General features: G+C 72.0%; 24 protein-coding genes and 4 tRNA genes. 6 read left to right on the top strand and 22 right to left on the bottom strand.

Annotation, left to right across the window (positions count from 1 at the left end):
• Positions 1-243: 243 nt before the first annotated feature.
• The 6 genes from K7787_RS25360 to K7787_RS25335 form a co-directional block, all read right to left on the bottom strand.
• Entirely contained in the window at positions 244-1,185 is a 942-nt protein-coding gene (locus tag K7787_RS25360; RefSeq protein WP_164393643.1) for an SCO4651 family lipoprotein, read from the bottom strand.
• 157 nt (positions 1,186-1,342) lie between these two features.
• Complete coding sequence (gene rplA / locus K7787_RS25355) at positions 1,343-2,068, bottom strand: 50S ribosomal protein L1 (RefSeq protein WP_019980902.1); 726 nt, start codon at positions 2,066-2,068, stop codon at positions 1,343-1,345.
• Between the two features lie 96 nt (positions 2,069-2,164).
• Positions 2,165-2,599: a 50S ribosomal protein L11 gene (gene rplK, locus K7787_RS25350; protein WP_009190100.1), complete on the bottom strand. Its 435-nt coding sequence runs from the start codon at positions 2,597-2,599 to the stop codon at positions 2,165-2,167.
• 170 nt (positions 2,600-2,769) lie between these two features.
• On the bottom strand, positions 2,770-3,636 hold the full coding sequence (gene nusG, locus K7787_RS25345; protein ID WP_223003064.1) for a transcription termination/antitermination protein NusG: 867 nt from the start codon (positions 3,634-3,636) through the stop codon (positions 2,770-2,772).
• Between the two features lie 81 nt (positions 3,637-3,717).
• Positions 3,718-4,005, bottom strand: coding sequence for a preprotein translocase subunit SecE (gene secE, locus K7787_RS25340; protein ID WP_009190098.1), 288 nt, complete (start codon positions 4,003-4,005; stop codon positions 3,718-3,720).
• A 108-nt stretch (positions 4,006-4,113) separates the two neighbouring features.
• A tRNA-Trp gene (locus K7787_RS25335) sits at positions 4,114-4,186 on the bottom strand.
• 281 nt (positions 4,187-4,467) lie between these two features.
• Here K7787_RS25335 and K7787_RS25330 point away from each other — a divergent pair.
• Entirely contained in the window at positions 4,468-5,694 is a 1,227-nt protein-coding gene (locus K7787_RS25330; RefSeq protein ID WP_223003063.1) for a pyridoxal phosphate-dependent aminotransferase, read from the top strand.
• A gap of 135 nt (positions 5,695-5,829) precedes the next feature.
• Positions 5,830-6,861: an adenosine deaminase gene (locus tag K7787_RS25325; RefSeq protein WP_009190096.1), complete on the top strand. Its 1,032-nt coding sequence runs from the start codon at positions 5,830-5,832 to the stop codon at positions 6,859-6,861.
• Between the two features lie 42 nt (positions 6,862-6,903).
• Here K7787_RS25325 and K7787_RS25320 read toward each other — a convergent pair whose 3' ends face one another.
• Positions 6,904-7,629 carry a DsbA family protein gene (locus K7787_RS25320; RefSeq protein ID WP_223003062.1) on the bottom strand — a complete coding sequence of 242 codons (726 nt, stop codon included), beginning with the start codon at positions 7,627-7,629 and terminating at the stop codon, positions 6,904-6,906.
• 126 nt (positions 7,630-7,755) lie between these two features.
• Positions 7,756-8,427 carry a TetR/AcrR family transcriptional regulator gene (locus K7787_RS25315; protein ID WP_223003061.1) on the bottom strand — a complete coding sequence of 224 codons (672 nt, stop codon included), beginning with the start codon at positions 8,425-8,427 and terminating at the stop codon, positions 7,756-7,758.
• Positions 8,428-8,548: 121 nt separating this feature from the next.
• On the opposite strand from K7787_RS25315, the gene K7787_RS25310 reads away from it, so the two are divergent.
• Positions 8,549-9,181, top strand: coding sequence for an NAD(P)-dependent oxidoreductase (locus K7787_RS25310; protein WP_223003060.1), 633 nt, complete (start codon positions 8,549-8,551; stop codon positions 9,179-9,181).
• A gap of 152 nt (positions 9,182-9,333) precedes the next feature.
• On the opposite strand, the gene K7787_RS25305 is transcribed toward K7787_RS25310, so the two are convergent.
• The 6 genes from K7787_RS25305 to K7787_RS25280 all read right to left on the bottom strand — a co-directional run bounded on the left by K7787_RS25305 (position 9,334) and on the right by K7787_RS25280 (position 12,055).
• Positions 9,334-10,389 (bottom strand): UDP-N-acetylmuramate dehydrogenase, encoded by a 1,056-nt coding sequence (locus tag K7787_RS25305; RefSeq protein WP_223003059.1) that lies wholly within the window; start codon positions 10,387-10,389, stop codon positions 9,334-9,336.
• Positions 10,390-10,492: 103 nt separating this feature from the next.
• Positions 10,493-10,921, bottom strand: coding sequence for a MaoC family dehydratase (locus K7787_RS25300; RefSeq protein WP_009190091.1), 429 nt, complete (start codon positions 10,919-10,921; stop codon positions 10,493-10,495).
• Between the two features lie 7 nt (positions 10,922-10,928).
• Entirely contained in the window at positions 10,929-11,381 is a 453-nt protein-coding gene (locus tag K7787_RS25295) for a MaoC family dehydratase N-terminal domain-containing protein (protein WP_009190090.1), read from the bottom strand.
• Between the two features lie 227 nt (positions 11,382-11,608).
• Positions 11,609-11,773 (bottom strand): 50S ribosomal protein L33, encoded by a 165-nt coding sequence (rpmG, locus tag K7787_RS25290; protein WP_003948671.1) that lies wholly within the window; start codon positions 11,771-11,773, stop codon positions 11,609-11,611.
• A 90-nt stretch (positions 11,774-11,863) separates the two neighbouring features.
• A tRNA-Met gene (locus K7787_RS25285) sits at positions 11,864-11,936 on the bottom strand.
• 46 nt (positions 11,937-11,982) lie between these two features.
• A tRNA-Thr gene (locus tag K7787_RS25280) sits at positions 11,983-12,055 on the bottom strand.
• 299 nt (positions 12,056-12,354) lie between these two features.
• On the opposite strand from K7787_RS25280, the gene K7787_RS25275 reads away from it, so the two are divergent.
• Together K7787_RS25275 and K7787_RS25270 are read left to right on the top strand one after the other, a co-directional pair.
• Positions 12,355-13,617: an amidohydrolase family protein gene (locus tag K7787_RS25275; RefSeq protein ID WP_169439533.1), complete on the top strand. Its 1,263-nt coding sequence runs from the start codon at positions 12,355-12,357 to the stop codon at positions 13,615-13,617.
• 418 nt (positions 13,618-14,035) lie between these two features.
• On the top strand, positions 14,036-14,692 hold the full coding sequence (locus tag K7787_RS25270; protein WP_223003058.1) for an SDR family oxidoreductase: 657 nt from the start codon (positions 14,036-14,038) through the stop codon (positions 14,690-14,692).
• Positions 14,693-14,738: 46 nt separating this feature from the next.
• Here K7787_RS25270 and K7787_RS25265 read toward each other — a convergent pair whose 3' ends face one another.
• The 3 genes from K7787_RS25265 to K7787_RS25255 all read right to left on the bottom strand — a co-directional run bounded on the left by K7787_RS25265 (position 14,739) and on the right by K7787_RS25255 (position 15,804).
• Positions 14,739-14,951, bottom strand: coding sequence for a hypothetical protein (locus K7787_RS25265; protein WP_009190087.1), 213 nt, complete (start codon positions 14,949-14,951; stop codon positions 14,739-14,741).
• A 112-nt stretch (positions 14,952-15,063) separates the two neighbouring features.
• The gene (locus tag K7787_RS25260; RefSeq protein ID WP_223003057.1) at positions 15,064-15,576 is read right to left on the bottom strand and encodes a hypothetical protein; all 513 of its coding nucleotides are present in this window, start codon (positions 15,574-15,576) and stop codon (positions 15,064-15,066) included.
• Between the two features lie 146 nt (positions 15,577-15,722).
• Positions 15,723-15,804: transfer RNA gene (locus tag K7787_RS25255), tRNA-Tyr, on the bottom strand.
• Positions 15,805-16,039: 235 nt separating this feature from the next.
• Between K7787_RS25255 and K7787_RS25250 the strand changes: the two genes are divergently transcribed.
• The gene (locus K7787_RS25250) at positions 16,040-16,528 is read left to right on the top strand and encodes a YajQ family cyclic di-GMP-binding protein (protein ID WP_019980915.1); all 489 of its coding nucleotides are present in this window, start codon (positions 16,040-16,042) and stop codon (positions 16,526-16,528) included.
• A gap of 158 nt (positions 16,529-16,686) precedes the next feature.
• Here the strand turns inward: K7787_RS25250 and K7787_RS25245 are convergent, their stop codons facing one another.
• The 5 genes from K7787_RS25245 to K7787_RS25225 form a co-directional block, all read right to left on the bottom strand.
• Positions 16,687-16,953 (bottom strand): GlsB/YeaQ/YmgE family stress response membrane protein, encoded by a 267-nt coding sequence (locus K7787_RS25245; protein WP_019980916.1) that lies wholly within the window; start codon positions 16,951-16,953, stop codon positions 16,687-16,689.
• 172 nt (positions 16,954-17,125) lie between these two features.
• Positions 17,126-17,518: a YccF domain-containing protein gene (locus tag K7787_RS25240; protein WP_009190084.1), complete on the bottom strand. Its 393-nt coding sequence runs from the start codon at positions 17,516-17,518 to the stop codon at positions 17,126-17,128.
• Positions 17,515-18,378, bottom strand: coding sequence for a zinc metalloprotease HtpX (gene htpX, locus K7787_RS25235; RefSeq protein ID WP_009190083.1), 864 nt, complete (start codon positions 18,376-18,378; stop codon positions 17,515-17,517). Before htpX ends, K7787_RS25240 begins: the two co-directional genes overlap by 4 nt.
• Positions 18,379-18,683: 305 nt before the next feature.
• Positions 18,684-20,207: an NADH-quinone oxidoreductase subunit N gene (locus tag K7787_RS25230; protein WP_223003056.1), complete on the bottom strand. Its 1,524-nt coding sequence runs from the start codon at positions 20,205-20,207 to the stop codon at positions 18,684-18,686.
• Complete coding sequence (locus K7787_RS25225; protein WP_164389221.1) at positions 20,204-21,778, bottom strand: complex I subunit 4 family protein; 1,575 nt, start codon at positions 21,776-21,778, stop codon at positions 20,204-20,206. Before K7787_RS25225 ends, K7787_RS25230 begins: the two co-directional genes overlap by 4 nt.
• Between the last annotated feature and the right edge of the window lie 3 nt (positions 21,779-21,781).

Below are 21,781 nucleotides of genomic sequence, written 5' to 3'. Positions count from 1 at the left end.
CCGCCGCTTACGGGCGGGACCCGGCCCCGCCCGCCGCAGTGGGAACCGGCGAGGGCTGCCCGCAAGACGGCGCCCGGTGCGGGGCGGCACGCACGGCGGGGTGCCGCTCCCCAGGGGCGCCCCGCTGGCGGGAGCCACCCGGGGGCGCGCGTCGCCCGGCTCGGTGCCTCCCGCTTCAGCGGGCGCCCCGCCAGGGGGCGACCAACGCCCGCGGTGTCCCCGGCGTTCCCGGTGTCCCCGGTGTCAGGACGCCGCGGGGGCGGTCGCGCTGCCCGAGGCCGCGTCCGTCGTGCCGGTCGTCAGGCCCTGCTTCTTCAGGATCTTCGCGAAGTCCTCCGTGTCGCTCGCCGGCGGGGCGGTGACGGAGACCTTCACGCCGTAGTCCCGGTAGACGGCCGTGCTGTTCATCGCGCCGTTCGCCGTGTCCGCCTTCTCGGTCTTCTTCACCAGGAGGTCCTGGTCGTCGATCCAGAGGTCCACGGTCTCCGTGGTGATGCCCGACTGGCTGAGCTGCTTCTTCAGCGCGTCGAGCTGGTCGGCCGAGAGGTTGTGGTTGCTCTTGCCGGCGAAGTCGGCGACGTTCACCGTGCCCGTGTAGTGCGTGGTGCGCTTCCCGGCGACCTGCTCCTCGCCGACCTTCTTCACGTCGCCGGAGGCCAGCAGCAGCCGCACGCCCTGGTTCGGCGTGCTGTTCTGCATCTGGTCCTTGAGGTACGCGCCGGAGCCGCCGGCCATCGTGGCCAGGTCGTCGTAGCTGTACTTGAGCCAGTGCTTGCCGCCCACCAGGCCGGCGTACTCCTCGCTCATGTGCGTGTAGTAGCCCTCGGGCAGGTACCGCGCCTCGGTCGTCGTGTTGCCGAGCTTGCGCAGCGTCTCGGCCGCGGTGCCGCCGGTGTACGTGATCGTCATGGTGCCCGTGATGCCGTGGCTCCAGTCGAGCTTGCCGTCGCCCTTCATCGACATCAGCGTGCCGAGGCTGGTCGTCGACTCCACCTGGGCCGAGTCGGCCTTCGCGGTGGACGTCTCGGCGCTGAGCAGGGCCGCTATCGGGTTCGCCCTGGCCGCACCGCCGCCCGCCGTCTTCCCGCCGTCGCCCGAGGAACCGGAGCCACAGGCCGCCACCCCCGTCAGCGCGGCCACCGCCGCGATCGAGAACGCCGTCCGCCGCACGGTCCTGGTCATCATCTCGTCCCCACCCCTAAGCCTTCGCTGTGTCCCGACACGCTAGCGCGGGCCACCGACAACCCTACGGAAGATCCGTACAGGCGTCCCACAGAAAAAGGGACGAGCCCCGCAACCGAACGGTTGCGGGGCTCGTCGCCGACCTGTGCGAGCCGAGGGCTCAGACCGCGGCCGGGTCCTCCTCGACGAGGAGGTTCCGGGTGCGGTTCGGGTCGATCTGGATGCCGGGGCCCATCGTGGTGCTGATGGCGGCCTTCTTGATGTAGCGACCCTTGGCGGCGGACGGCTTCAGACGGAGGATCTCCTCCAGGGCCGCGCCGTAGTTCTCCACCAGCTTGCTGTCGTCGAACGACGTCTTGCCGATGATGAAGTGCAGGTTCGAGTGCTTGTCGACGCGGAACTCGATCTTGCCGCCCTTGATGTCGGTGACGGCCTTGGCCACGTCGGGGGTGACGGTGCCGGTCTTCGGGTTCGGCATCAGACCACGCGGGCCGAGGACGCGGCCGAGGCGGCCGACCTTGCCCATGAGGTCCGGGGTGGCGACGACGGCGTCGAAGTCCAGACGGCCCTTGGCCACCTCGTCGATCAGTTCGTCGGAGCCGACGATGTCGGCGCCCGCGGCCTCCGCGGCCGCAGCACGGTCACCGGTCGCGAAGACCAGGACCCGGGCGGTCTTGCCGGTGCCGTGCGGAAGGTTCACGGTGCCACGGACCATCTGGTCGGCCTTGCGCGGGTCGACACCCAGGCGGAAGGCGACCTCGACGGTGCCGTCGAACTTGGTCGTGGAGGTCTCCTTGGCGAGACGGACGGCCTCGAGCGGGGCGTAGAGCTTCTCCCGGTCGACCTTGGCGTCCGCAGCGCGAAGGGCCTTGCTGCGCTTGCTCACAACTGCTCCTGTGGTTTCTGAAAGGAGTCGTGGTACGGGCCGAGCAGGCCCTGCCACGTGCGGCACATCACGGCCGCATGACTACGAAGGTGGGGTTCAGCCCTCGACCGTGACGCCCATGGAACGCGCGGTGCCGGCGATGATCTTCGCGGCGGCGTCCAGGTCGTTGGCGTTGAGGTCGGGCATCTTGGTCTGGGCGATCTCGCGGACCTGCGCCTGGGTGATCTTGGCGACCTTGGTCTTGTGCGGCTCGCCGGAGCCCTTCTCCACGCCCGCGGCCTTGAGGATCATCTTGGCGGCCGGCGGCGTCTTGGTGATGAAGGTGAAGGAGCGGTCCTCGTAGACCGTGATCTCCACCGGGATGACCCAACCGCGCTGCGACTCGGTCGCGGCGTTGTAGGCCTTGCAGAACTCCATGATGTTGACGCCGTGCTGACCCAGCGCCGGGCCGACCGGCGGAGCCGGGTTGGCGGCACCGGCCTGGATCTGGAGCTTGATGAGCCCCGTGACCTTCTTCTTCTTGGGAGGCATAGCTCTCCGGGTCCTTTCGGTTCGGGTCCTGCCCGCCGCCGGGAAACCACCCGGACGCAGGCATACCGCACAACGATAACGGGTATAGCTGTGCGGCTGAAAACCGCGCAGGTCAGACAGGCTGCGAGCAGCCCGCCTGACCTGCGCGGAAGCGGTTCGTCCAGAAAGAACTAGTTCTTCTGGATCTGGTCGAAGCTCAGCTCGACCGGGGTCTCGCGGCCGAAGATCTCGACGAGGCCCTTGACCTTCTTCGAGTCGGCGTTGATCTCGTTGATCGTCGCCTGCAGCGTGGCGAACGGGCCGTCGGTGACGGTGACCGAGTCGCCGACCTCGAAGTCCAGCACCTGGACCTCGACCTTGCGCTGCGGGGCCGGCTTGCCCTCGGCCTCGGCGGCCTCGCGGGCGGCCTTCTCCTCCGCCTCCGGCGCGAGCATCTTCACGATCTCGTCCAGGGACAGCGGGTAGGGGTCGTAGGCGTTGCCGACGAAGCCGGTGACGCCCGGGGTGTTGCGGACGACGCCCCAGGACTCGTTCGTCAGGTCCATGCGGACGAGGACGTAACCGGGCAGCTTGTTCTGCCGGACGGTCTTGCGCTCGCCGTTCTTGATCTGGACGATCTCTTCCTCGGGCACCTCGGCCTGGTAGATGAAGTCCTCGACGTTCAGCGAGACGGCGCGCTGCTCCAGGTTGGCCTTCACGCGCTTCTCGTAGCCCGCGTAGGTGTGGATCACGTACCACTCGCCGGGCAGCGTGCGCAGCTCCTCGCGGAGCTTGGTGACCGGGTCCAGCTCGGGCTCGGGCTCCTGAGCGACGGCCTCTTCGCCGGCCTCGGCGTCGTCCGCCTCGTCCTCGACGGCCTCCGCCTCGGCGGCCTCGTCCTCGTCCTCGACGTGGAGGGCGGCTTCCTCGGCCGGATCGCCCGCGGCGGCCTCGGCAGCCTCCGCCTCGTCGACCTCGTCGGCACCCTCGACGATGTCGAGCTCGTCATCCACGGACTCGGTCGGCTCGATGGCGTCGTTCAGGTTCGGGTCAGACACGGTGGCTGCTTCTTCCTGGATACATAGGGGTGGAACATGCGAAAAGGGGCGCCGGTAACCACGGCGCCCTTCGCTCTTGGCTCAGCCGAAGACGTACTTGGCCGCGTGGTTGAGCCCATAGTCAATCACGGTCACCAGGGCGATCATGATGGCGACGAAGAAGATCACCACGGTGGTGTACGACGACAGCTGACCACGCGTCGGCCAGACGACCTTGCGAAGCTCCGCGACGATCTGCCGGTAGAAGAGCGCAAGCCGCTTGAGCGGGCCCTTCTTGGCGCGCTTGCCGCCCTTGCGGGGCTTCTTCTGGGACTCCGCCACCTCGTCCTGGGCATCAGGCGTGTCGATGGAGCCCACGGCGTCCGTCATGCGTCCTCACCTGATTCCGGGTCGTGGCCGTGCCGCGCCCGGTCGAGCCGCACGGCGGTGCATTTCTGTACGTACATGCGCACACATCCCTGGCGAAGGTGTGTGTAGCAGGGCCGGAGGGACTTGAACCCCCAACCGCTGGTTTTGGAGACCAGTGCTCTACCAATTGAGCTACGACCCTTTGTGTGTCCCCCAACGTACCGCATCCGACCGGATGCCCGGTGCGCACCGGGTGCGGCGGCTGCTGAAGGCCAACGAGGTGAGAGTGTACGTGGTCCGCGGCCCAGCGTCGAACAGAAAGTGTTCTTCGATGTCCCGCGGGCGACGGCCGGTCGGCGGTCCGCCGCGAAGATCGCCTGGCCGGAGCGCGGAACCGGACGCGTGTTCACCGCGTAGACCGGACCTGCCCAGTCCGTGAAACCCGTGTGCCCGCGGTGTCCGGGGTCTGGAACGATGGGCGGTATGAGCGCTGCAATCCCTCCCACCGAGCGCCGGGTCTCCGCCCGAATCGGCGCGATCTCCGAGTCCGCCACCCTCGCCGTGGACGCCAAGGCCAAGGCCCTCAAGGCCGCCGGGCGTCCGGTGATCGGCTTCGGCGCGGGCGAGCCGGACTTCCCGACCCCGGACTACATCGTCGAGGCGGCCGTCGAGGCCTGCAAGAACCCGAAGTACCACCGGTACACCCCGGCCGGCGGTCTGCCCGAGCTGAAGTCCGCGATCGCCGCGAAGACGCTGCGCGACTCCGGCTGGGAGCCGGACGTCTCCCAGATCCTCGTCACCAACGGCGGCAAGCAGGCCATCTACGAGGCCTTCGCCGCGATCCTGGACCCGGGCGACGAGGTCATCGTGCCGGCGCCGTACTGGACGACGTACCCGGAGTCGATCCGCCTGGCCGGCGGCGTCCCCGTCGAGGTCGTCGCCGACGAGACCACCGGCTACCGGGTCACGGTCGAGCAGCTGGAGGCCGCCCGCACCGAGAACACCAAGGTCGTCCTCTTCGTCTCCCCCTCCAACCCGACCGGCGCGGTGTACTCCGAGGCCGAGACCGAGGCGATCGGCCGCTGGGCGCTGGAGCACGGCCTGTGGGTGCTGACCGACGAGATCTACGAGCACCTGGTGTACGGCGACGCGGTCTCCGTGTCCCTGCCCGCGCTCCTGCCCGAGCTGCGCGACAAGTGCGTCGTCGTCAACGGCGTGGCCAAGACGTACGCCATGACCGGCTGGCGGGTGGGCTGGGTCATCGGCCCCAAGGACGTGGTCAAGGCCGCGACCAACCTCCAGTCGCACGCCACGTCCAACGTCTCCAACGTCGCCCAGGCCGCCGCCCTCGCCGCGGTCTCCGGCGACCTGGAGGCCGTCGCGCCGATGCGCGAGGCCTTCGACCGCCGCCGCAGGACCATCGTGCGGATGCTCAACGAGATCGACGGCGTGCTCTGCCCGGAGCCCGAGGGCGCGTTCTACGCCTACCCGTCGGTGAAGGCGCTGATCGGCAAGGAGATCCGCGGCAAGCGCCCGCAGAACACGGTCGAGCTGGCCGCGCTCATCCTGGAGGAGGCCGAGGTCGCGGTCGTCCCGGGCGAGGCGTTCGGCACGCCCGGCTATCTGCGCCTGTCCTACGCCCTCGGCGACGAGGACCTGGTGGAGGGCGTGAGCCGGATCCAGAAGCTGCTGGCGGAGGCGCGGGACTGACGCGTCCGCTTTCCGTACGGGCCCAGAGCTGTTACTGGATTCAGTAACAGCTCTGGGCCCGTTCGTTCGTGCGAGCAAGGCCACGAACGGGGAAACGGCTTCCGGTGGCGGCCCGCCGTGCGGCAGGATCTGGGAATGGAGCGTGTACGTGATGTCTCTGAGCTGCCGAAGGCCCATCTGCACCTGCACTTCACCGGGTCGATGCGGCCCACCACCCTGCTGGAACTGGCCGACAAATACGGCGTGCGCCTGCCCGAGGCGCTGACGGACGCCCTGTTCAGCGGGGAACCGCCCAGGCTGCGGGCGACCGACGAACGGGGCTGGTTCCGCTTCCAGCGGCTGTACGACGCGGCGCGTTCCTGCCTGCGCGAGCCCGAGGACATCCAGCGCCTGGTGCGCGAGGCCGCCGAGGAGGACGTCAAGGACGGCTCGGGCTGGCTGGAGATCCAGGTCGACCCGACGTCGTACGCGCCCCGGCTCGGCGGGCTGATCCCGGCGCTGGAGATCATCCTGGACGCCGTCGACACGGCCTCGCGCGAGACCGGCCTGGGGATGCGCGTCCTGGTGGCGGCCAACCGCATGAAGCACCCGCTGGACGCCCGGACGCTGGCCCGCCTCGCCGTGCGCTACCGCGACCGCGGCGTGGTCGGCTTCGGCCTGTCCAACGACGAGCGCCGGGGCATGGCCCGCGACTTCGACCGGGCGTTCGCCATCGCGCGCGAAGGCGGCCTGTTCGCGGCCCCGCACGGCGGCGAGCTGTCCGGCCCGGCCTCGGTCCGCGACTGCCTGGACGACCTGGACGCCCGGCGGCTGGGCCACGGCGTGCGCGCGGCGGAGGACCCGCGGCTGCTGCGCCGGCTCGCCGACCGGGGCGTGACCTGCGAGGTGTGCCCGGCCTCCAATGTGGCCCTCGGCGTCTACGACAAGCCGGAGGACGTCCCCCTGCGCACGCTCTGGGAGGCCGGGGTGCCGATGGCGCTCGGCGCCGACGACCCCCTGCTGTTCGGCTCCCGCCTCGCGGCGCAGTACGACATCGCCCGCCGCCACCACGCCTTCACCGACGCCGAACTCGCCGAGCTGGCCCGCCAGTCGATCCGCGCCTCGGCGGCCCCGGAGGACGTCCGCAAGAAGCTGCTGTCGGGCGTGGACGACTGGCTGGCGGACTGAGGGGCGGCCTCCGGGGCCTTCGGCCCGGGGGCCGGGACGAGGTCAGGCCGCGGCCGCCAGCCGGATCAGCATCGGCAGCATGTCCCCCTCGGAAGCCCCTTCCGCGAGCACATTGACGGGCTTTCCGTTCACCGTCATGGTGGGCGTGCCCGGGACCCCGGAGGCGTCGTAGGCCTGCGCGGAGGCGGCCACGAAGTCGCGGTACTTCATGCCCTTGACCGCCGCGTCGAACTCCTGGCCGCGCAGCCCCTTCACCTTCGCGGCCATCTCCAGCAGATACGCGTCCGTGAAGCCGTCGACGCTCTCCTCGGGCTGGTGGGCGTAGAGGACGTCGTGGTACTCGGCGAACTTGCCCGCCTCCAGGGCGGCCCGCAGGGCGTTGGCGGCCTTCTCGGAGCCGTGGCCGCCGAGCCGGGCGTCGAGGAAGGAGGCCAGCGTGTAGTCCACCCGCACCTCGCCGGAGCGGATCATCCCGCGCAGGGCCGTACCGCCGCCCCCGGTCTCGAACGACCGGCAGACCGGGCAGCGCAGGTCCTCGTAGAGCCTGACGACGGTCTTGGCCTCCGGCGAGCCGACGCGGACGGTGGTGCCGTCGGGCGCGAGCGACTCGACGACCCGCGCGGACCGCGTGGACGCCGCCGACGCGGTCGGCGGGGCGCCGTCGCCGTCGTCGCCCGCCGTGGCCGCCGACGTGCAGCCCGTGGCGAGCACACCGGCCAGCACGGCCGTCATCGCGGCGGCGGTGACGCCCCCTCGTCTGCCTCGCATGGTTGTTCCCCTCCTGGTAGAGCGAGAACCGACCCTATGCGATCTCTGTGACAGGCCCTCACCTGTTTCCCGGCCTCACCGGTCTTCCGGCCTCACCGGGCTTCCGGCCTCACCGGGCTTCCGGCTTCACCGGTCTTCCGGCGCGGGCCGCTCGGCGGTCGGCGCCGCGATGCCCGCCAGCAGCGTGGCGGCCAGGCGGGCGGCGAACTCGTCGGCGTCCGGGCGGGATTCCGCCGCGTCGTACGCGAAGGCCCGCTGCGCGCAGGCGCCGAGCAGCAGGGAGGCCGCGGCGAAGGGATCGGCGCCGGGGGCGATCCGGCCGAGGGACTGCTCGGCGCGGAGGTAGGCGGCCAGTTCCTCGATCGGCACGTGCGGGCCCGAGCCCATCTGCCGCATCGCCTGGTCGTGGCGGCGCTTGAGCTGGGTCTCGGCGTACAGGGAGGCGGCGATCGGGAAGCTCTGCTCGTAGAACAGGGCGGCCTGGCGGGCGATCTCGGTGAGGTTGTCGGCCAGGGCGCCCCGGCCCGGCTCGGCGGCGAGGGCGCGCAGGAGGGGGGTCAGGCGCGGCAGCCGCTCGTGCAGCACCTGGATGAACAGTTCCTCCTTGCCGTCGAAGTGCTTGTAGAGCGCCGCCTCCGAGCAGCCGGCCGCCTTGGCGATCTCCTTGGTGGTGGCGCGGGCGAGGCCGACGGTGAGCATCAGGGCGTGGGCCGCGTCGAGGATGCGGGCGCGGGTGGGCCTGCCCGCGGCGGATCGGTCGGGGGCGCCGGGCTGCTCGCGGGCGGGTTCTTGCTGCATGGGGTCCAAGGGTTCCATGGCGGGCTCCCGGCGGGCTTGACGGGTGGGTGAGTGTTTACTCACTCTAGGAGAAGACAGGGTGAGTGAACACTCACCCACCATCAGGCCATGGGGGCACATGATGAACCTCACTGTTTTCGGCGCCACCGGCGGCATCGGCCAGGAGATCGTGCGGCAGGCGCTGGCCGCCGGGCACCGGGTCACCGCCGTGGTCCGCGACCCCGCCCGGCTGACCGTCACGGGCCCCGGGCTGGAGGTGTTCCGCGCCGACCTGCGCGACCCGGAGGCCGTGCGGCCCGCCGTCGCGGGCCGGGACGCGGTGCTGTCCGGACTGGGCGCCCGCAGCCGCAGGGACGCCGGGGTGGCGACCCGGCTGACCCGTACGGTGCTCGGCGCGATGGAGGCGGAGGGGGTCCGGCGGCTGCTCGCGGTGAGCGCGGGCCCGGTGGGGCCGGAACCGGCCGGCGACGGCCTCCTCGACCGCACCGCGCGGCGCCTGGTCTCCGCGGTGCTCAAGGACGTCTACGCCGATCTGCGCGCGATGGAGGCGGAGGTGGCCCGCAGCGCCACGGACTGGACGGTGGTCCGCCCGCCGCGTCTCCAGGACAAGCCGCTGACCGGCACGTACCGCACGGTGATCGGCGGTTTCCCGCCGCACGGCCGTTTCATCGCGCGGGCGGACGTGGCCCACGCGATGCTGGCGCTGACGGACGACCCGGCGGCGGTGAAGCAGGGGGTGGGGGTGGCGTATTAGGGAGCGGGGCGGGGCGGCGATCGGTGCGCGCGCGGAGACGGCGCGCCGGGCTGCGCCGGGGGGTACGCGGGGGTTGTGCGCGGGGGTTGTGCGCGGGCGCGCGGCTGAGCCCGCGGCCGGGCTCACCGCCGTGCACGGTGGCCGCCGTCGCGTCAGAGGCTGACGCCCACCGTCACCGGTTCGTTGACCAGGGTGACCCCGAAGGCCTCCCGGACGCCGGCCACGACCTCGCGGGCCAGCGCGAGCAGGTCCTCGGTGGTCGCGCCGCCGCGGTTGGTGAGGGCGAGGGTGTGCTTGGTGGAGATACGGGCCGGGCCGGCGCCGTAGCCCTTGGTGAAGCCGGCCTTGTCGATCAGCCAGGCCGCCGAGGTCTTGGTACGGCCCTCCCCCGCCGGGTAGGCGGGCGGCTCGGCGTCCGCGCCCAGCCGCTCCCGCACCCGCGCGCGGAAGGCGGCGAAGTCGGTGTCGGTGAGGATCGGGTTGGTGAAGAAGGACCCGGCGGACCAGGTGTCGTGGTCCTCGGGGTCGAGCACCATGCCCTTCCCCGCACGCAGTTTCAGCACCGTGTCGCGGGCGGTGGCGAGGGCGACCCGGTCGCCGGCCTCGACGCCGAGCGCCCGGGCGGTCTCGGCGTACTTGACGGGGGCGGACAGGCCGCCGGCGTCCTCCAGCTCGAAGCGGACGCGCAGGACGACGTACCGCTCGGGCTCGTCCTTGAAGCGGCTGTGCCGGTAGGAGAAGGCGCACTCGGCGTTGGTGAGGGTGACCGTCTCGCCCGCCGTGCGGTCGTAGGCGACGACCTCGGTGATCGTGGCGGAGACCTCCTGGCCGTACGCGCCGACGTTCTGGATCGGGGTGGCGCCGGCGGAGCCGGGGATGCCGGACAGGCATTCGATGCCGGCGAGTCCGGCCTCGACGGTGCGGGCGACGGCGTCGGTCCACACCTCGCCGGCGGCCAGCTCCAGCGTCGTTCCGCTGAGTTCGACGCCGCGGGTGGCGATGCGCAGGGCGGTGCCGTCGAAGCCCTTGTCTCCGATGACCAGGTTCGAGCCGCCGCCGATGACCAGCAGCGGGGTGCCGGCGGCGTCGGCCTCGCGGACGGCTTCGATCACCTCGGCGTCGGTGGTCGCGGTGATCAGCCGGGTCGCGGGGCCGCCCAGCCGGAAGGTGGTCAGCGGGGCGAGGGGCGCGTCGTGGAGTACCTGCACGCGCCCAAGACTACGAGACGGCGCCGGAGGGACGGCACGACGGCGGGCCGTGGGCCGCGGACCCGGGGCCACACGGGTCCGAGGTCCGCGGCCCGCGCGCCTCTCAGGCCAGTCGTACGACCGCCCGGGACATGCCGAGGACCTTCTGGCCGGCGCTGGTGACGGTCAGGTCGACCCGGACCTTGCGGTCGTCCAGCTTGGCCGCGACCTTGCCCGTGACCTCGATCACGGCGCCCTTGTCGTCGTCGGGGACGACGACCGGTTTGGTGAAGCGGACGCCGTACTCGACCACGGCGCCCGGGTCGCCGGTCCAGTCGGTGACGACGCGGATCGCCTCGGCCATGGTGAACATGCCGTGCGCGATCACGTCCGGCAGCCCGACCTCCTTGGCGAACCGCTCGTTCCAGTGGATCGGGTTGAAGTCCCCGGAGGCGCCCGCGTACTGGACGAGGGTGGCGCGGGTCACGGGGAAGGACTGGGCCGGCAGCTCGGTGCCGACCTCGACGTCGTCGTAGGCGATCTTCGCCGTCATCGGTTCCTCACGCCTCCTCGGCCGCACGGGCCACCAGCTTGATCCAGGTGGTCACGACGTGCTCGCCGGCCTCGTCGTGCACCTCGCCGCGGACGTCCAGGATGTCGTTGCCGGCCATGGACCTGATCGCGTCGATGGTGGACGTGACGGTCAGCCGGTCGCCGGCGCGCACGGGGCGGACGTAGGCGAACTTCTGGTCGCCGTGCACCACGCGGTCGTAGTCGAGGCCGAGCTGCGGGTCGTGGACGACCTGGCCCGCGGCCTTGAAGGCGATCGCGAAGACGAAGGTCGGCGGGGCGATCACATCGGGGTGCCCGAGCGCCTTGGCGGCCTCCGGGTCCGTGTACGCCGGGTTGGCGTCCCCGACCGCCTCCGCGAACTCCCGGATCTTCTCCCGGCCCACCTCGTAGGGGGCGGTGGGCGGATAGGACCGCCCCACGAAGGACTGGTCGAGCGCCATGGCCCGGAACCTCCTGGTGTCAGCTGTGGTCGTGCGGATGATGCGATCCGGCGGATGAAGCGGCAGTTCCGCGCCGGGTGGGCGAGCGGATCAGCGGGCGGATCAGCGAGTGAGGCTGATCACCCTACGAACCGATACGCGTCCCATCGGATGAACTGCCGGTCGGGCCGGTGAAACACCATGAGGCCGCCCCCTGGAGTGGGGGCGGCCTCATGAATGAGCCTGATTTATCGCGTTTCGCGGTGCGCGGTGTGCGCGTTGCAACGCGGGCAGTGCTTCTTCATCTCCAGACGATCCGGGTTGTTACGCCGGTTCTTCTTGGTGATGTAGTTCCGCTCCTTGCACTCCACGCAGGCCAGCGTGATCTTCGGGCGGACGTCGGTGGCAGCCACGTGAGTGCTCCTAAGACGAACGGGTGGACTAGTTCAACGCAAGAAAGAGTAGCCGATCGAAGGACCGACCCCGCAATCGGCTACTGTCAGTAGCGGTGACCGGACTTGAACCGGTGACACAGCGATTATGAGCCGCTTGCTCTACCGACTGAGCTACACCGCTTTGATGAGATCAGCTCCCGCCTTGCGACGGGAACCTCTCACACCAGAGCCCCAATACGGAATCGAACCGTAGACCTTCTCCTTACCATGGAGACGCTCTGCCGACTGAGCTATTGGGGCGAGCGATGAAGACATTACACGGTCCGCGGCCGTTCGCCCAAATCCGTTCCCCGTGCCCCCGCGGCCGGTGTCCGCGGGCCCGCAGACCGGGTGCCGCACGGGCCGGAGTCCCGCGCCGCACCGGCCGGACTCCCGTGCCACACCGGTACGACTATTGCGCTCCTCCCCCGTCCGCGCGGGCCGCGACCCTAGGCTCGACTCACTCTGCGTGATCTTGCGGGGCCCGTCGCCCGTCCGCCGGCCACCGCCACCGTGACCGTCACGCGTCAGCCCTTGTCGTCCGCCGCAGCTGGAGTGCGATGCCCCCCGGTAAGTCGCAGCCGCCCCACCCGCCGACCCCGCCGGAGCCACCGCAGCCGCCGGAGCCGCCGGCCCCGGACGGCCTGCTGCTGTGCGGGGCCCGGCTCACCGACGGCCGGGCCGTGGACGTACGGCTGGCCGGCGGGCGGATCGAGGCGGTCGGCACGGCCGGCAGCCTGGACCCGGCCCGCGGGGCTCGGGTGGACCTGACCGGCTGGCTGCTGCTGCCGGCCCCCGCCGAACCGCACGCGCACGCGGACACGGCCCTGACCGCCGACGCCGGCGGCCCGGTGTCGTACGACGCGGAGGACGTCCAGCGCCGGGCGACCGAGGCCGCGCTGCTGCAGCTCGGCCACGGGGCGACCGCCCAGCGCGCGCACGTGCGCGTGGGCGACGTCCAGGGGCTCGGCGCGCTCCGGGCGGTCCTGCGGGCGCGCCGGGCGCTGCACGGGCTCGCCGAGCTGACGGCGGTGGCGGTGCCGCGCGTGCTGACCGGGGCGGCCGGCGCGGACGGGCTGGCGGTGCTGCGGGACGCGGTGAAGATGGGCGCGGGGGTGGTGGGCGGCTGCCCGGACGTGGACCCGGACCCCACCGGCTACGTGGAGGCCGTCCTGGAGGTCGCCTCCGAGCACGGCTGCCCCGTCGATCTGCACACCGACGGCGGTGATCCGGCCCGGCTGGCGCGGATCGCCGCGATGGCGGGCGGGCTGCGGCCCGGGGTGACGCTGGGGCCGTGCGGCGGCCTGGCCCGGCTGCCCGCCGAGGCGGCCGCGCGGGCCGCCGACCAGCTGGCCGCGGCCGGGGTGACGGTGGTGTGCCTGCCGCAGGGCGGCTGTGCGGGCGCGGAGGAGCCCGGGACCGCGCCGGTGCGGCTGCTGCGGGCGGCCGGGGTGCGGGTGGCCGCGGGCAGCGGCGCCCTGCGGGACGTGTCGAACCCGGTGGGGCGCGGCGACCCGCTGGAGGCGGCCTATCTCCTCGCCTCGCGCTACGGGCTGCGCCCCGAGGACGCCTACGACGCGGTGAGCGCGTCGGCCCGCTCGGTCCTCGGCCTGCCCGAGGTGCGGGTGGAGGCCGGTTTCCCCGCCGAACTCCTCGCGGTGCGCGGCGAGGGCCTCGCGGGGGCGCTGTCGCTGGCGTACAGCCGGATCGTGGTGCACCGGGGGCGCGTGGTGGCGCGGACCAGCGCGGTACGGGAGTTCTGCGACTCCGCGGCGGCGGTGGAACTCGGGCTGCCCCGGCAGGGGCGGGGGGAGCTGTCCTGAGGGCCGGGTGATGCTCGGGCCTCGCGGGCGTGCGGGGTGGGGCGAGGGGGGAGTCGGGGGGCGGGGTGTGCGCTCCGGTGCGTGGGGGTGCGCGCTGGGGTGTGTGTGGCGGGAGCGTGGCGGGGAGAGCGCCTCTGGAGGGCGAGGGCGGGTGCGGGTGCGCTTAGGTGAAGGCGCGGGCGCGCTGAGGTGAAGGCGCGGGTGCCCTCGGGTGATGGGGCGGGTGCTCTGGGGTGATGGGACGGGTGCCCTCGGGTGATGGGGCGGGCGCTCTGGGGTGATGGGACGGGTGCCTTGGGGTGATGGGACGGGTGCCCTCGGGTGATGGGGCGGGCGCTCTGGGGTGATGGGGCGGGTGCTCTGGGGTGCGGCGGGAGTCGTGCGGCGGATGCGGCCGTCCGGGCGTACGGTCGGAGACATGCGCATTGTCATCGCTGGGGGCCATGGTCAGATCGCGCTGCGGCTGGAGCGGTTGCTCGCCGCGCGCGGGGACGAGGTGGCGGGGGTCGTCCGCCGCGCCGAACAGGCCGACGATCTGCGCGCGGCCGGCGCCGAACCGATCGTGCTGGACCTGGAGTCGGCCTCGGTCGAGGAGGTCGCGGAGCGGCTGCGGGGCGCGGACGCGGCGGTGTTCGCGGCGGGTGCGGGACCGGGCAGCGGGAAGGCCCGCAAGGACACGGTGGACAAGGGCGCGGCGGTGCTGTTCGCCGACGCGGCGGTCCGGGCGGGCGTACGGCGCCATGTGGTGGTGTCGGCGATGGCCGCCGACGCCCGGCACGAGGGCGGCGAGATCTTCGACGCGTATCTGCGGGCCAAGGGCGCCGCGGACGACCACGTACGCGCCCAGGAGGCCCTGGACTGGACGATTCTGCGCCCCGGCACGCTGACGGACGAGCCCGGCACCGGCCACGTCCGGCTGGAGGCGAGCACCGGCCGGGGCTCGGTGCCCCGCGACGACGTGGCCGCCGTCCTCGCCGAGCTGGTGGACACTCCGGCGACGGCCGGCCTGACCCTGGAACTGGTGTCCGGCTCCACGCCGGTGTCGGTGGCGGTGAAGTCGGTGGCGGGCAACTGAGCGCGCGAACCGGCGGCGGCGGCCGAGGGATCGGGGCGGGCGTCGGCTAGAACAGCGTGAGCTGCCCGGGGAACTCGGGGACGACGTACCCGTCCAGCGAGGGCTGTGCCGCGCCGAGGGGCGCGGTCCTGCGTGAGCCCGGACAGGACGTCAGCTCGCCGCTCTCCCGCGCCCCGGGCGGATCGTGCCGCGCGAACCGCCCGGCCACGACGGCGATCTCACGGCGGCACACGGGACAGACTCTGCGACGCGAGGACATGGGCCAAGTGTGCACCGGGGCACTGACAACGACTCACCGGCGGGACTCGCGCGCGACCTGGTGCTCGTGGTCGTGGTCGGCGCCGCCGGCGCCCGCCCGCGCCCCGACCGCCTCACACCTCGCCGAAGATGACGCCCCGCCAGGTCCACCCGCGCTCGAGGACGGTGGCGCACAGCGCGTCGCGAAGTTCGGCGCTGTCGTAGCGGAAGGTCTCCGTCGCCCCGACGCGCCCGTCGGCGCCGCGTCCGAGAGTCCAGCGGCGGCTGACGGTCCGGCTCGGACCGCGCGAGTACTGCGAGGTGACCTGGAACCTCAGCGGGCTTCCGACGCGGGTGAGTTCCCACTGCTCCTCGAGCGCGCGGACCTCGTTCTTCTCACGGTCGAACCGCATCCGTATCCGCACGGCGTGACTGATCTCGGACCGGAGGAAGATCTGCTGCCAGACGGGCTCCTTGAGCCGCCACTCCGCCACCAGGTCGCACTTCTCACCGGCGCTGTACCGGACGACGTAGGGAACCTCGGGCCCGTTCAGCCCGAGCAGCGCCGTCCGCACCTCGTCCCGCGAAGCCGGCGGCACCCCCTCGGCCGGATACCGCGTCCCGGTCAGCCTGTCGAAGATCCCCATGCGGGCAACCTACGAACCCGGAACCCCCGGGCACAACCTCACCGAACCGGCCGCCGGCCACGGACCACCGGGACCCGGAACCCTCAGGAACGAAGAAACCCCCTTCACTCCGCGTCTCCGCGGAGTGAAGGGGGTTGTCCCCAGTGTGGCGGCGCCAGGATTCGAACCTGGGAAGGCTGAGCCGGCAGATTTACAGTCTGCTCCCTTTGGCCGCTCGGGCACACCGCCGGGGTCCGCTGCCGTTCGAACCGCCTTTCGGCGGTGCTCCCTGGCAACGACGTAAACAATACCCGATGCGTGGGGGTGGTTCGCCACCCGATTGATCTGCGCCGGGCGGAGCGGGGGGTGGCTAGGCTGGGGCGGATGCGGACCGGGACCTCGGTTCCGGCCCGGCGGTCTCCCCCACCCGCCGGCACGCACCGACACGCACCCCGACACACCCCGATACAAGGAGCCACAGGACATGGCCGACTCCAGTTTCGACATCGTCTCGAAGGTCGAGCGGCAGGAGGTCGACAACGCCCTCAACCAGGCCGCCAAGGAGATCTCGCAGCGCTACGACTTCAAGGGCGTGGGCGCCTCGATCTCGTGGTCCGGTGACAAGATCCTCATGGAGGCGAACTCCGAGGACCGGGTGAACGCAGTCCTCGACGTCTTCCAGTCCAAGCTGATCAAGCGGGGCATCTCGCTGAAGGCGCTGGACGCGGGTGAGCCGCAGCTCTCCGGCAAGGAGTACAAGATCTTCGCGACGATCCAGGAGGGCATCTCCCAGGAGAACGCGAAGAAGGTGGCGAAGCTCATCCGCGACGAGGGTCCCAAGGGCGTCAAGGCCCAGGTCCAGGGCGACGAGCTGCGGGTCAGCTCCAAGAGCCGGGACGACCTGCAGGCCGTGATCGCGCTGCTGAAGGGCCAGGACTTCGACTTCGCGCTGCAGTTCATCAACTACCGGTAGGGCCGGGGAGGCCCCCGACGAGTCGTCCGGCAGCGCCGAGGGCGGGCACCCGTGTGGGTGCCCGCCCTCGGTGTTCCGCCCTCGGCGTTCCGCTCTCGTCCCCGTGCGGGCCCGGCCACGGGGCCCGGCAGGCCCGGCGGGCCCGTGGACGGCGTCGTTCAGTCCCGTGAGTTGCCGAACAGGATGCGGTAGGCGATCAGCAGGACCAGCGAGCCGCCGATCGCCGCGGCCCAGGTGGCGCCGTCGTAGAAGTGCTTGGAGACCGGGTGGTCCAGCCAGCGGGCCGAGATCCAGCCGCCGATGAACGCGCCCGCGATGCCGATGAGCGTGGTGCCGATGAAGCCGCCCGGGTCGCGGCCCGGCAGCAGGACCTTCGCGATGGCCCCGGCCAGCAGTCCCAGGATGATCCAGCTGATGATGCCCATGTCCCGAACCAGCCCTTCTCGGTGGCGGTGACGCCGCCGTGCGTGCCACACGCGTGTCCGTGCCGTGTCGTGGAGGAGGACGCCGCGGCCGTGTCTTCCGGTTGCGCCGGTCGGCGGCGCGAGGCCCCGCCGTCCGCTTTGCCCCTCGCCGCGGCGGAGCGCACGCCGGCCGTCAGCGGGTCGCGAACGGCTGGTCCGTACGGACGATCTCGCGGCCCAGCGGCAGCAGCGAGACCGGGATCAGCTTGAAGTTGGCGATGCCGAACGGGATGCCGATGATCGTCAGGCACAGCATGACGCCCGTGACGATGTGGCCGATCGCCAGCCACCAGCCGGCCAGGACCAGCCACAGCACGTTGCCCACGCAGGACGGGGCGCCCGCGTCACGGCGTTCGACGGTGGTGTACCCGAAGGGCCACAGGGCGTAGACGCCGATCCGGAAGGCCGCTATGCCGAACGGGATGCCGATGACCGTGACGCACAGCAGCACGCCCGCGAGGAGGTAGCCCAGGAACAGCCAGAAGCCGCTGAGGACCACCCAGATGACGTTGAGGATCGTCTTCACTGTTGTCGACCTGCCATCTGTTCGAGTCGGGCGATGCGCTCCGCCATGGGTGGGTGGGTCGAGAACATCTTCGACAGTCCCTGGCCCGGACGGAAGGGGTTCGCGATCATCATGTGGCTGGCGGTCTCGATCCGCGGCTCGGGCGGCAGCGGGAGCTGCTTGGTGCCGATCTCCAGCTTGCGCAGCGCGCTGGCGAGGGCGAGCGGGTCGCCGGTGATGCGGGCGCCGGAGGCGTCCGCCTCGTACTCCCGGGAGCGGCTGATGGCCAGCTGGATCAGGGTGGCCGCGAGCGGGCCGAGGATCATGATCAGGAGCATGCCGAACAGGCCCGGTCCGTCGTCGTCGTCCGAGCGGCCCACCGGGATCAGCCAGGCGAAGTTGACCAGGAACATGATCACCGAGGCGAGGGCGCCGGCGACGGACGAGATCAGGATGTCGCGGTTGTAGACGTGGCTCAGCTCATGGCCGATGACGCCGCGCAGCTCGCGCTCGTCCAGGATGCGCAGGATGCCCTCCGTGCAGCACACGGCGGCGTTGCGCGGGTTACGGCCCGTCGCGAAGGCGTTGGGCGCCTCGGTCGGGGAGATGTACAGGCGGGGCATGGGCTGGCGGGCCTGGGTGGAGAGGTCGCGGACCATGCGGTACAGGGCGGGGGCCTCGAACTCGCTGACCGGGCGGGCCCGCATCGCGCGCAGGGCCAGCTTGTCGCTGTTCCAGTACGCGTACGCGTTGGTGCCGAGCGCGACGAGGACCGCCACGATCAGGCCGGTGCGGCCGAAGAAGCCGCCGATGACGATGATGAGTGCGGACAGCCCCCCGAGGAGTACTGCGGTCCTGAGCCCGTTGTGCCGGCGGTGCACGGTACGCCCTCCAAGTGGTGCGGCAGGGGAACCCTTCGCTTGCTGCTGTTCGGTGCCACCGGTGCCGTGACGTGTGCTGCTGTCCCGTCCAGTGGACCCTTCCGTACTGGTCAACGCCAGGCGAGGGCCCCGGGTTCCCCGGCGTGTACGACGGTGCGCGGGCCGTCCGGGTGAGCGGGTCGCCGGCCGGTACGCGCGCGTGGATCACCGGATGCCCCACGCGCGCGTGCTGATGCCCCGGCCGCCCCGGAGCGGGCCGCCGGGCCTCGGGGCGGCCCATGGCCGTACGGAACGCGCGGCCGGCCTCAGAACAGGCCGTGGGACGCGAAGCGCAGCACCAGCTGGGGCGCGCCGGACAGGGCGACGCCGAGGACGCCCGTGAGGGCGAGGGCCGCGGTGAGCGGCGCCGGGACGCGGTGCCCGGCCCGCTCGCCCTCGGGGGCGCGGAACAGCAGGGCCGTCCACTGGAGGTAGTAGTACAGCGCGATGACGACGTTGACGGCCATGACGACGGCGAGCCAGCCGAGTCCCGCGTCGACGGCCGCCGAGAAGACGGTGACCTTCGCGAACAGGCCGATGACGCCCGGCGGGAGTCCGGCCAGGCAGAGCAGGAAGAAGGCCAGCAGGAGGGCGGTCAGCGGGTTCGTAGCGTACAGGCCGCGGTAGTCGGCGACCCGGTTGCGCTCGCGGGTGCGGCCGACGAGCGCGGCCACGGCGAACGCGCCGAGGTTCACGGCGGCGTACATGAGGGCGTACGCGACCGTGGAGCCGATCGCCTTCTGGGGGTCCTTCGTGTAGCCGGCGGCGGCGATCGGCACGAGGAGGTAGCCGGCCTGGCCGACGGAGGACCAGGCGAGCAGCCGTACCGCGCTGTACGCGCGCGTGGCCTGCTGGCGCAGGGCGCCGACGTTGCCGACGGTCATGGTGAGCGCGGCCAGCGCGGCGAGCGCGGGGCCCCAGACGTCGGCGTACGAGGGGAGGGCGACGACGGTGACGAGGATCAGGCCGGTGAAGCCGACCGCCTTGCCGACGACGGACAGATAGGCGGCGATCGGCAGGGGCGCGCCCACGTAGGTGTCGGGCACCCAGAAGTGGAAGGGGACGGCGGCCAGTTTGAAGGCGAAGCCGACGAGGGTGAGGACGACGCCGGTCTGGGCGAGGGTGAGCAGCCGGCCGTCGACGTGCTGGACGCGCTCGGCGATCTGTGTGAGGTAGAGGGTGCCGGTGGTGGCGTAGACGAAGCTGACGCCGAGCAGGGTGACGGCGGTGGCGGTGACCGAGGACAGGAAGAACTTCAGGGCCGCGTCGGAGGACCTGCGGTCGCCGTGCCGCAGGCCCACGAGGGCGAACGCGGGCAGGGAGGCGACCTCCAGGGCGACGACGAGGGTGGCCAGGTCGCGGGCGGCGGGCATCAGGGCGGCGCCGGCGGCGGAGGACAGCAGCAGGAACCAGTACTCCCCTTCGGGGAGTCCCCCGCGCGCGTCCTTCAGCGCGGTGACCGACAGCAGGGCCGCCAGCAGGGCGCCGCCGAGGACGAGGAACTGGATGACGAGCGTGAAGTGGTCGGCGCGGTAGCTGCACACGTCCGGCTGCCCGGTGAGGCAGAAGGTGGCGCGGTCGCCGTCCAGGAGGGGGAGCAGCAGGAGTCCGGCGGCGGCGAGGCCCGCCACCGAGAGCCAGCCGAGGACGGGTTTGCGCGCCTGGGGCACGAACAGGTCGGTGACGAGCGCCGCCAGGGCGACCACCGCGGTCAGGGTGGGCGGGGCGATGGCGAGCCAGTCGACGGACTGGACCGCCGACGCGGCGAGCGGCTGGGCCAGGGCGCTCATCGGGTGCCTCCTGCCAGGAGCTGCTGCACGGCCGGGTCGGTGAGCCCGAGCAGGGCCTTGGGCCACAGCCCGGCGAGGACGGTGAGGACGACGAGCGGGGTCCACGCGGCGAACTCGAAGCCGCGCACGTCGGGCAGGCTCGGCGTCTTCTGCGGTACGGCGCCCATGCAGACGCGGCGGACCACGACGAGCATGTACGCGGCCGTCAGCAGGGTGCCGAACGCGCCGATCGCCATGAAGGCGAGGAAGGCGGGCCGGCTGAGGCCGGCGGCGGGCTCGAACGCGCCGAACAGGGCGAGCATCTCGCCCCAGAACCCGGCGAGGCCGGGCAGGCCGAGCGAGGCGACGGCGCCGAAGGCGAGCAGCCCGCCGAGCCGGGGGGCCTTGCCGTACAGGGCTGCTCCACTCTCCTGGGCGAGCGCGTCGAGGTCGGTGGTGCCGGTGCGGTCCTTGAGCGCGCCGACCAGGAAGAACAGCAGGCCGGTGATGAGGCCGTGGGCGATGTTGGCGAACAGGGCGCCGTTCACGCCGGTCGGGGTCATGGTGGCGATGCCGAGGAGCACGAAGCCCATGTGGCCGACGGAGGAGTAGGCGATGAGCCGTTTCAGGTCGCCCTTCGCGCCTTGCCTGGCGAGGGCGAGGCAGGCCAGCGAGCCGTAGACGATCCCGGCGACGGCGAAGGCGGCGAGGTAGGGCGCGAAGGTGTGGAAGCCGTGCGGCGCGATCGGCAGCAGGATCCGGACGAACCCGTAGGTGCCCATCTTCAGCAGCACGCCGGCCAGCAGGACCGAGCCGACGGTCGGGGCGGCGGTGTGGGCGTCCGGCAGCCAGCTGTGCAGCGGCCACATCGGGGTCTTGACCGCGAGCCCGATCCCGATCGCGATGACCGCGACGACCTGCACGGATGCGGTGAGTGACCGGCCGTTGTCAGTGGCGAGTGCCACCATGTCGAACGTGCCCGCTTTCAGTCCGATCAGGAGCAGGCCGAGCAGCATGACGACCGAGCCGAGGAGGGTGTAGAGGATGAACCGCCAGGCGGCGGCCCGCCGTCCCTCGCCGCCCCAGCGGGCGATGAGGAAGTACATCGGGATGAGCACGGTCTCGAAGGCGAGGAAGAACAGCAGCAGGTCGAGGACGGCGAAGGTGGCGAGGGTGCCGGACTCCAGCAGGAGCAGCAGCGCGACGAAGGCCTTCGGGCCGGGGCCCGCGGGCGGCTTGAAGTAGCTGTAGAGCGCGCAGAGGAAGGTCAGCAGCGCGGTCAGGACGACGAGGGGGAGGGAGATGCCGTCGATGCCGAGGTGGATGCGCACGTGGAGTGCGGGGATCCAGCTGATGTCGGTCGTGGCCTGCATCTTCGACGGGTGGTCGTGGTCGAAGCCGAGCGCGAGGACGATCGCCGCGGCGAGGATCGCGCCGGTGACGGTCACGCCGTGCCGGAGGACGGCCTGCTCGGGTGACGTCCCCTTCAGTCCGGGCGGGGCCGGCAGGAGGGCGGCGAGCGCCCCGAGGAGCGGGCCGACGACGAGGAATGCCAGAAGGAACTGCATCACGGACTCGCTGATACCGATCACGCC

Source organism: Streptomyces sennicomposti (genome assembly GCF_019890635.1).
Classification (GTDB): Bacteria; Actinomycetota; Actinomycetes; order Streptomycetales; family Streptomycetaceae; genus Streptomyces; species Streptomyces sennicomposti.
The sequence above is the reverse complement of the archived record's forward strand: the minus strand, read 5'-3'. Positions and strand labels throughout refer to the sequence as shown.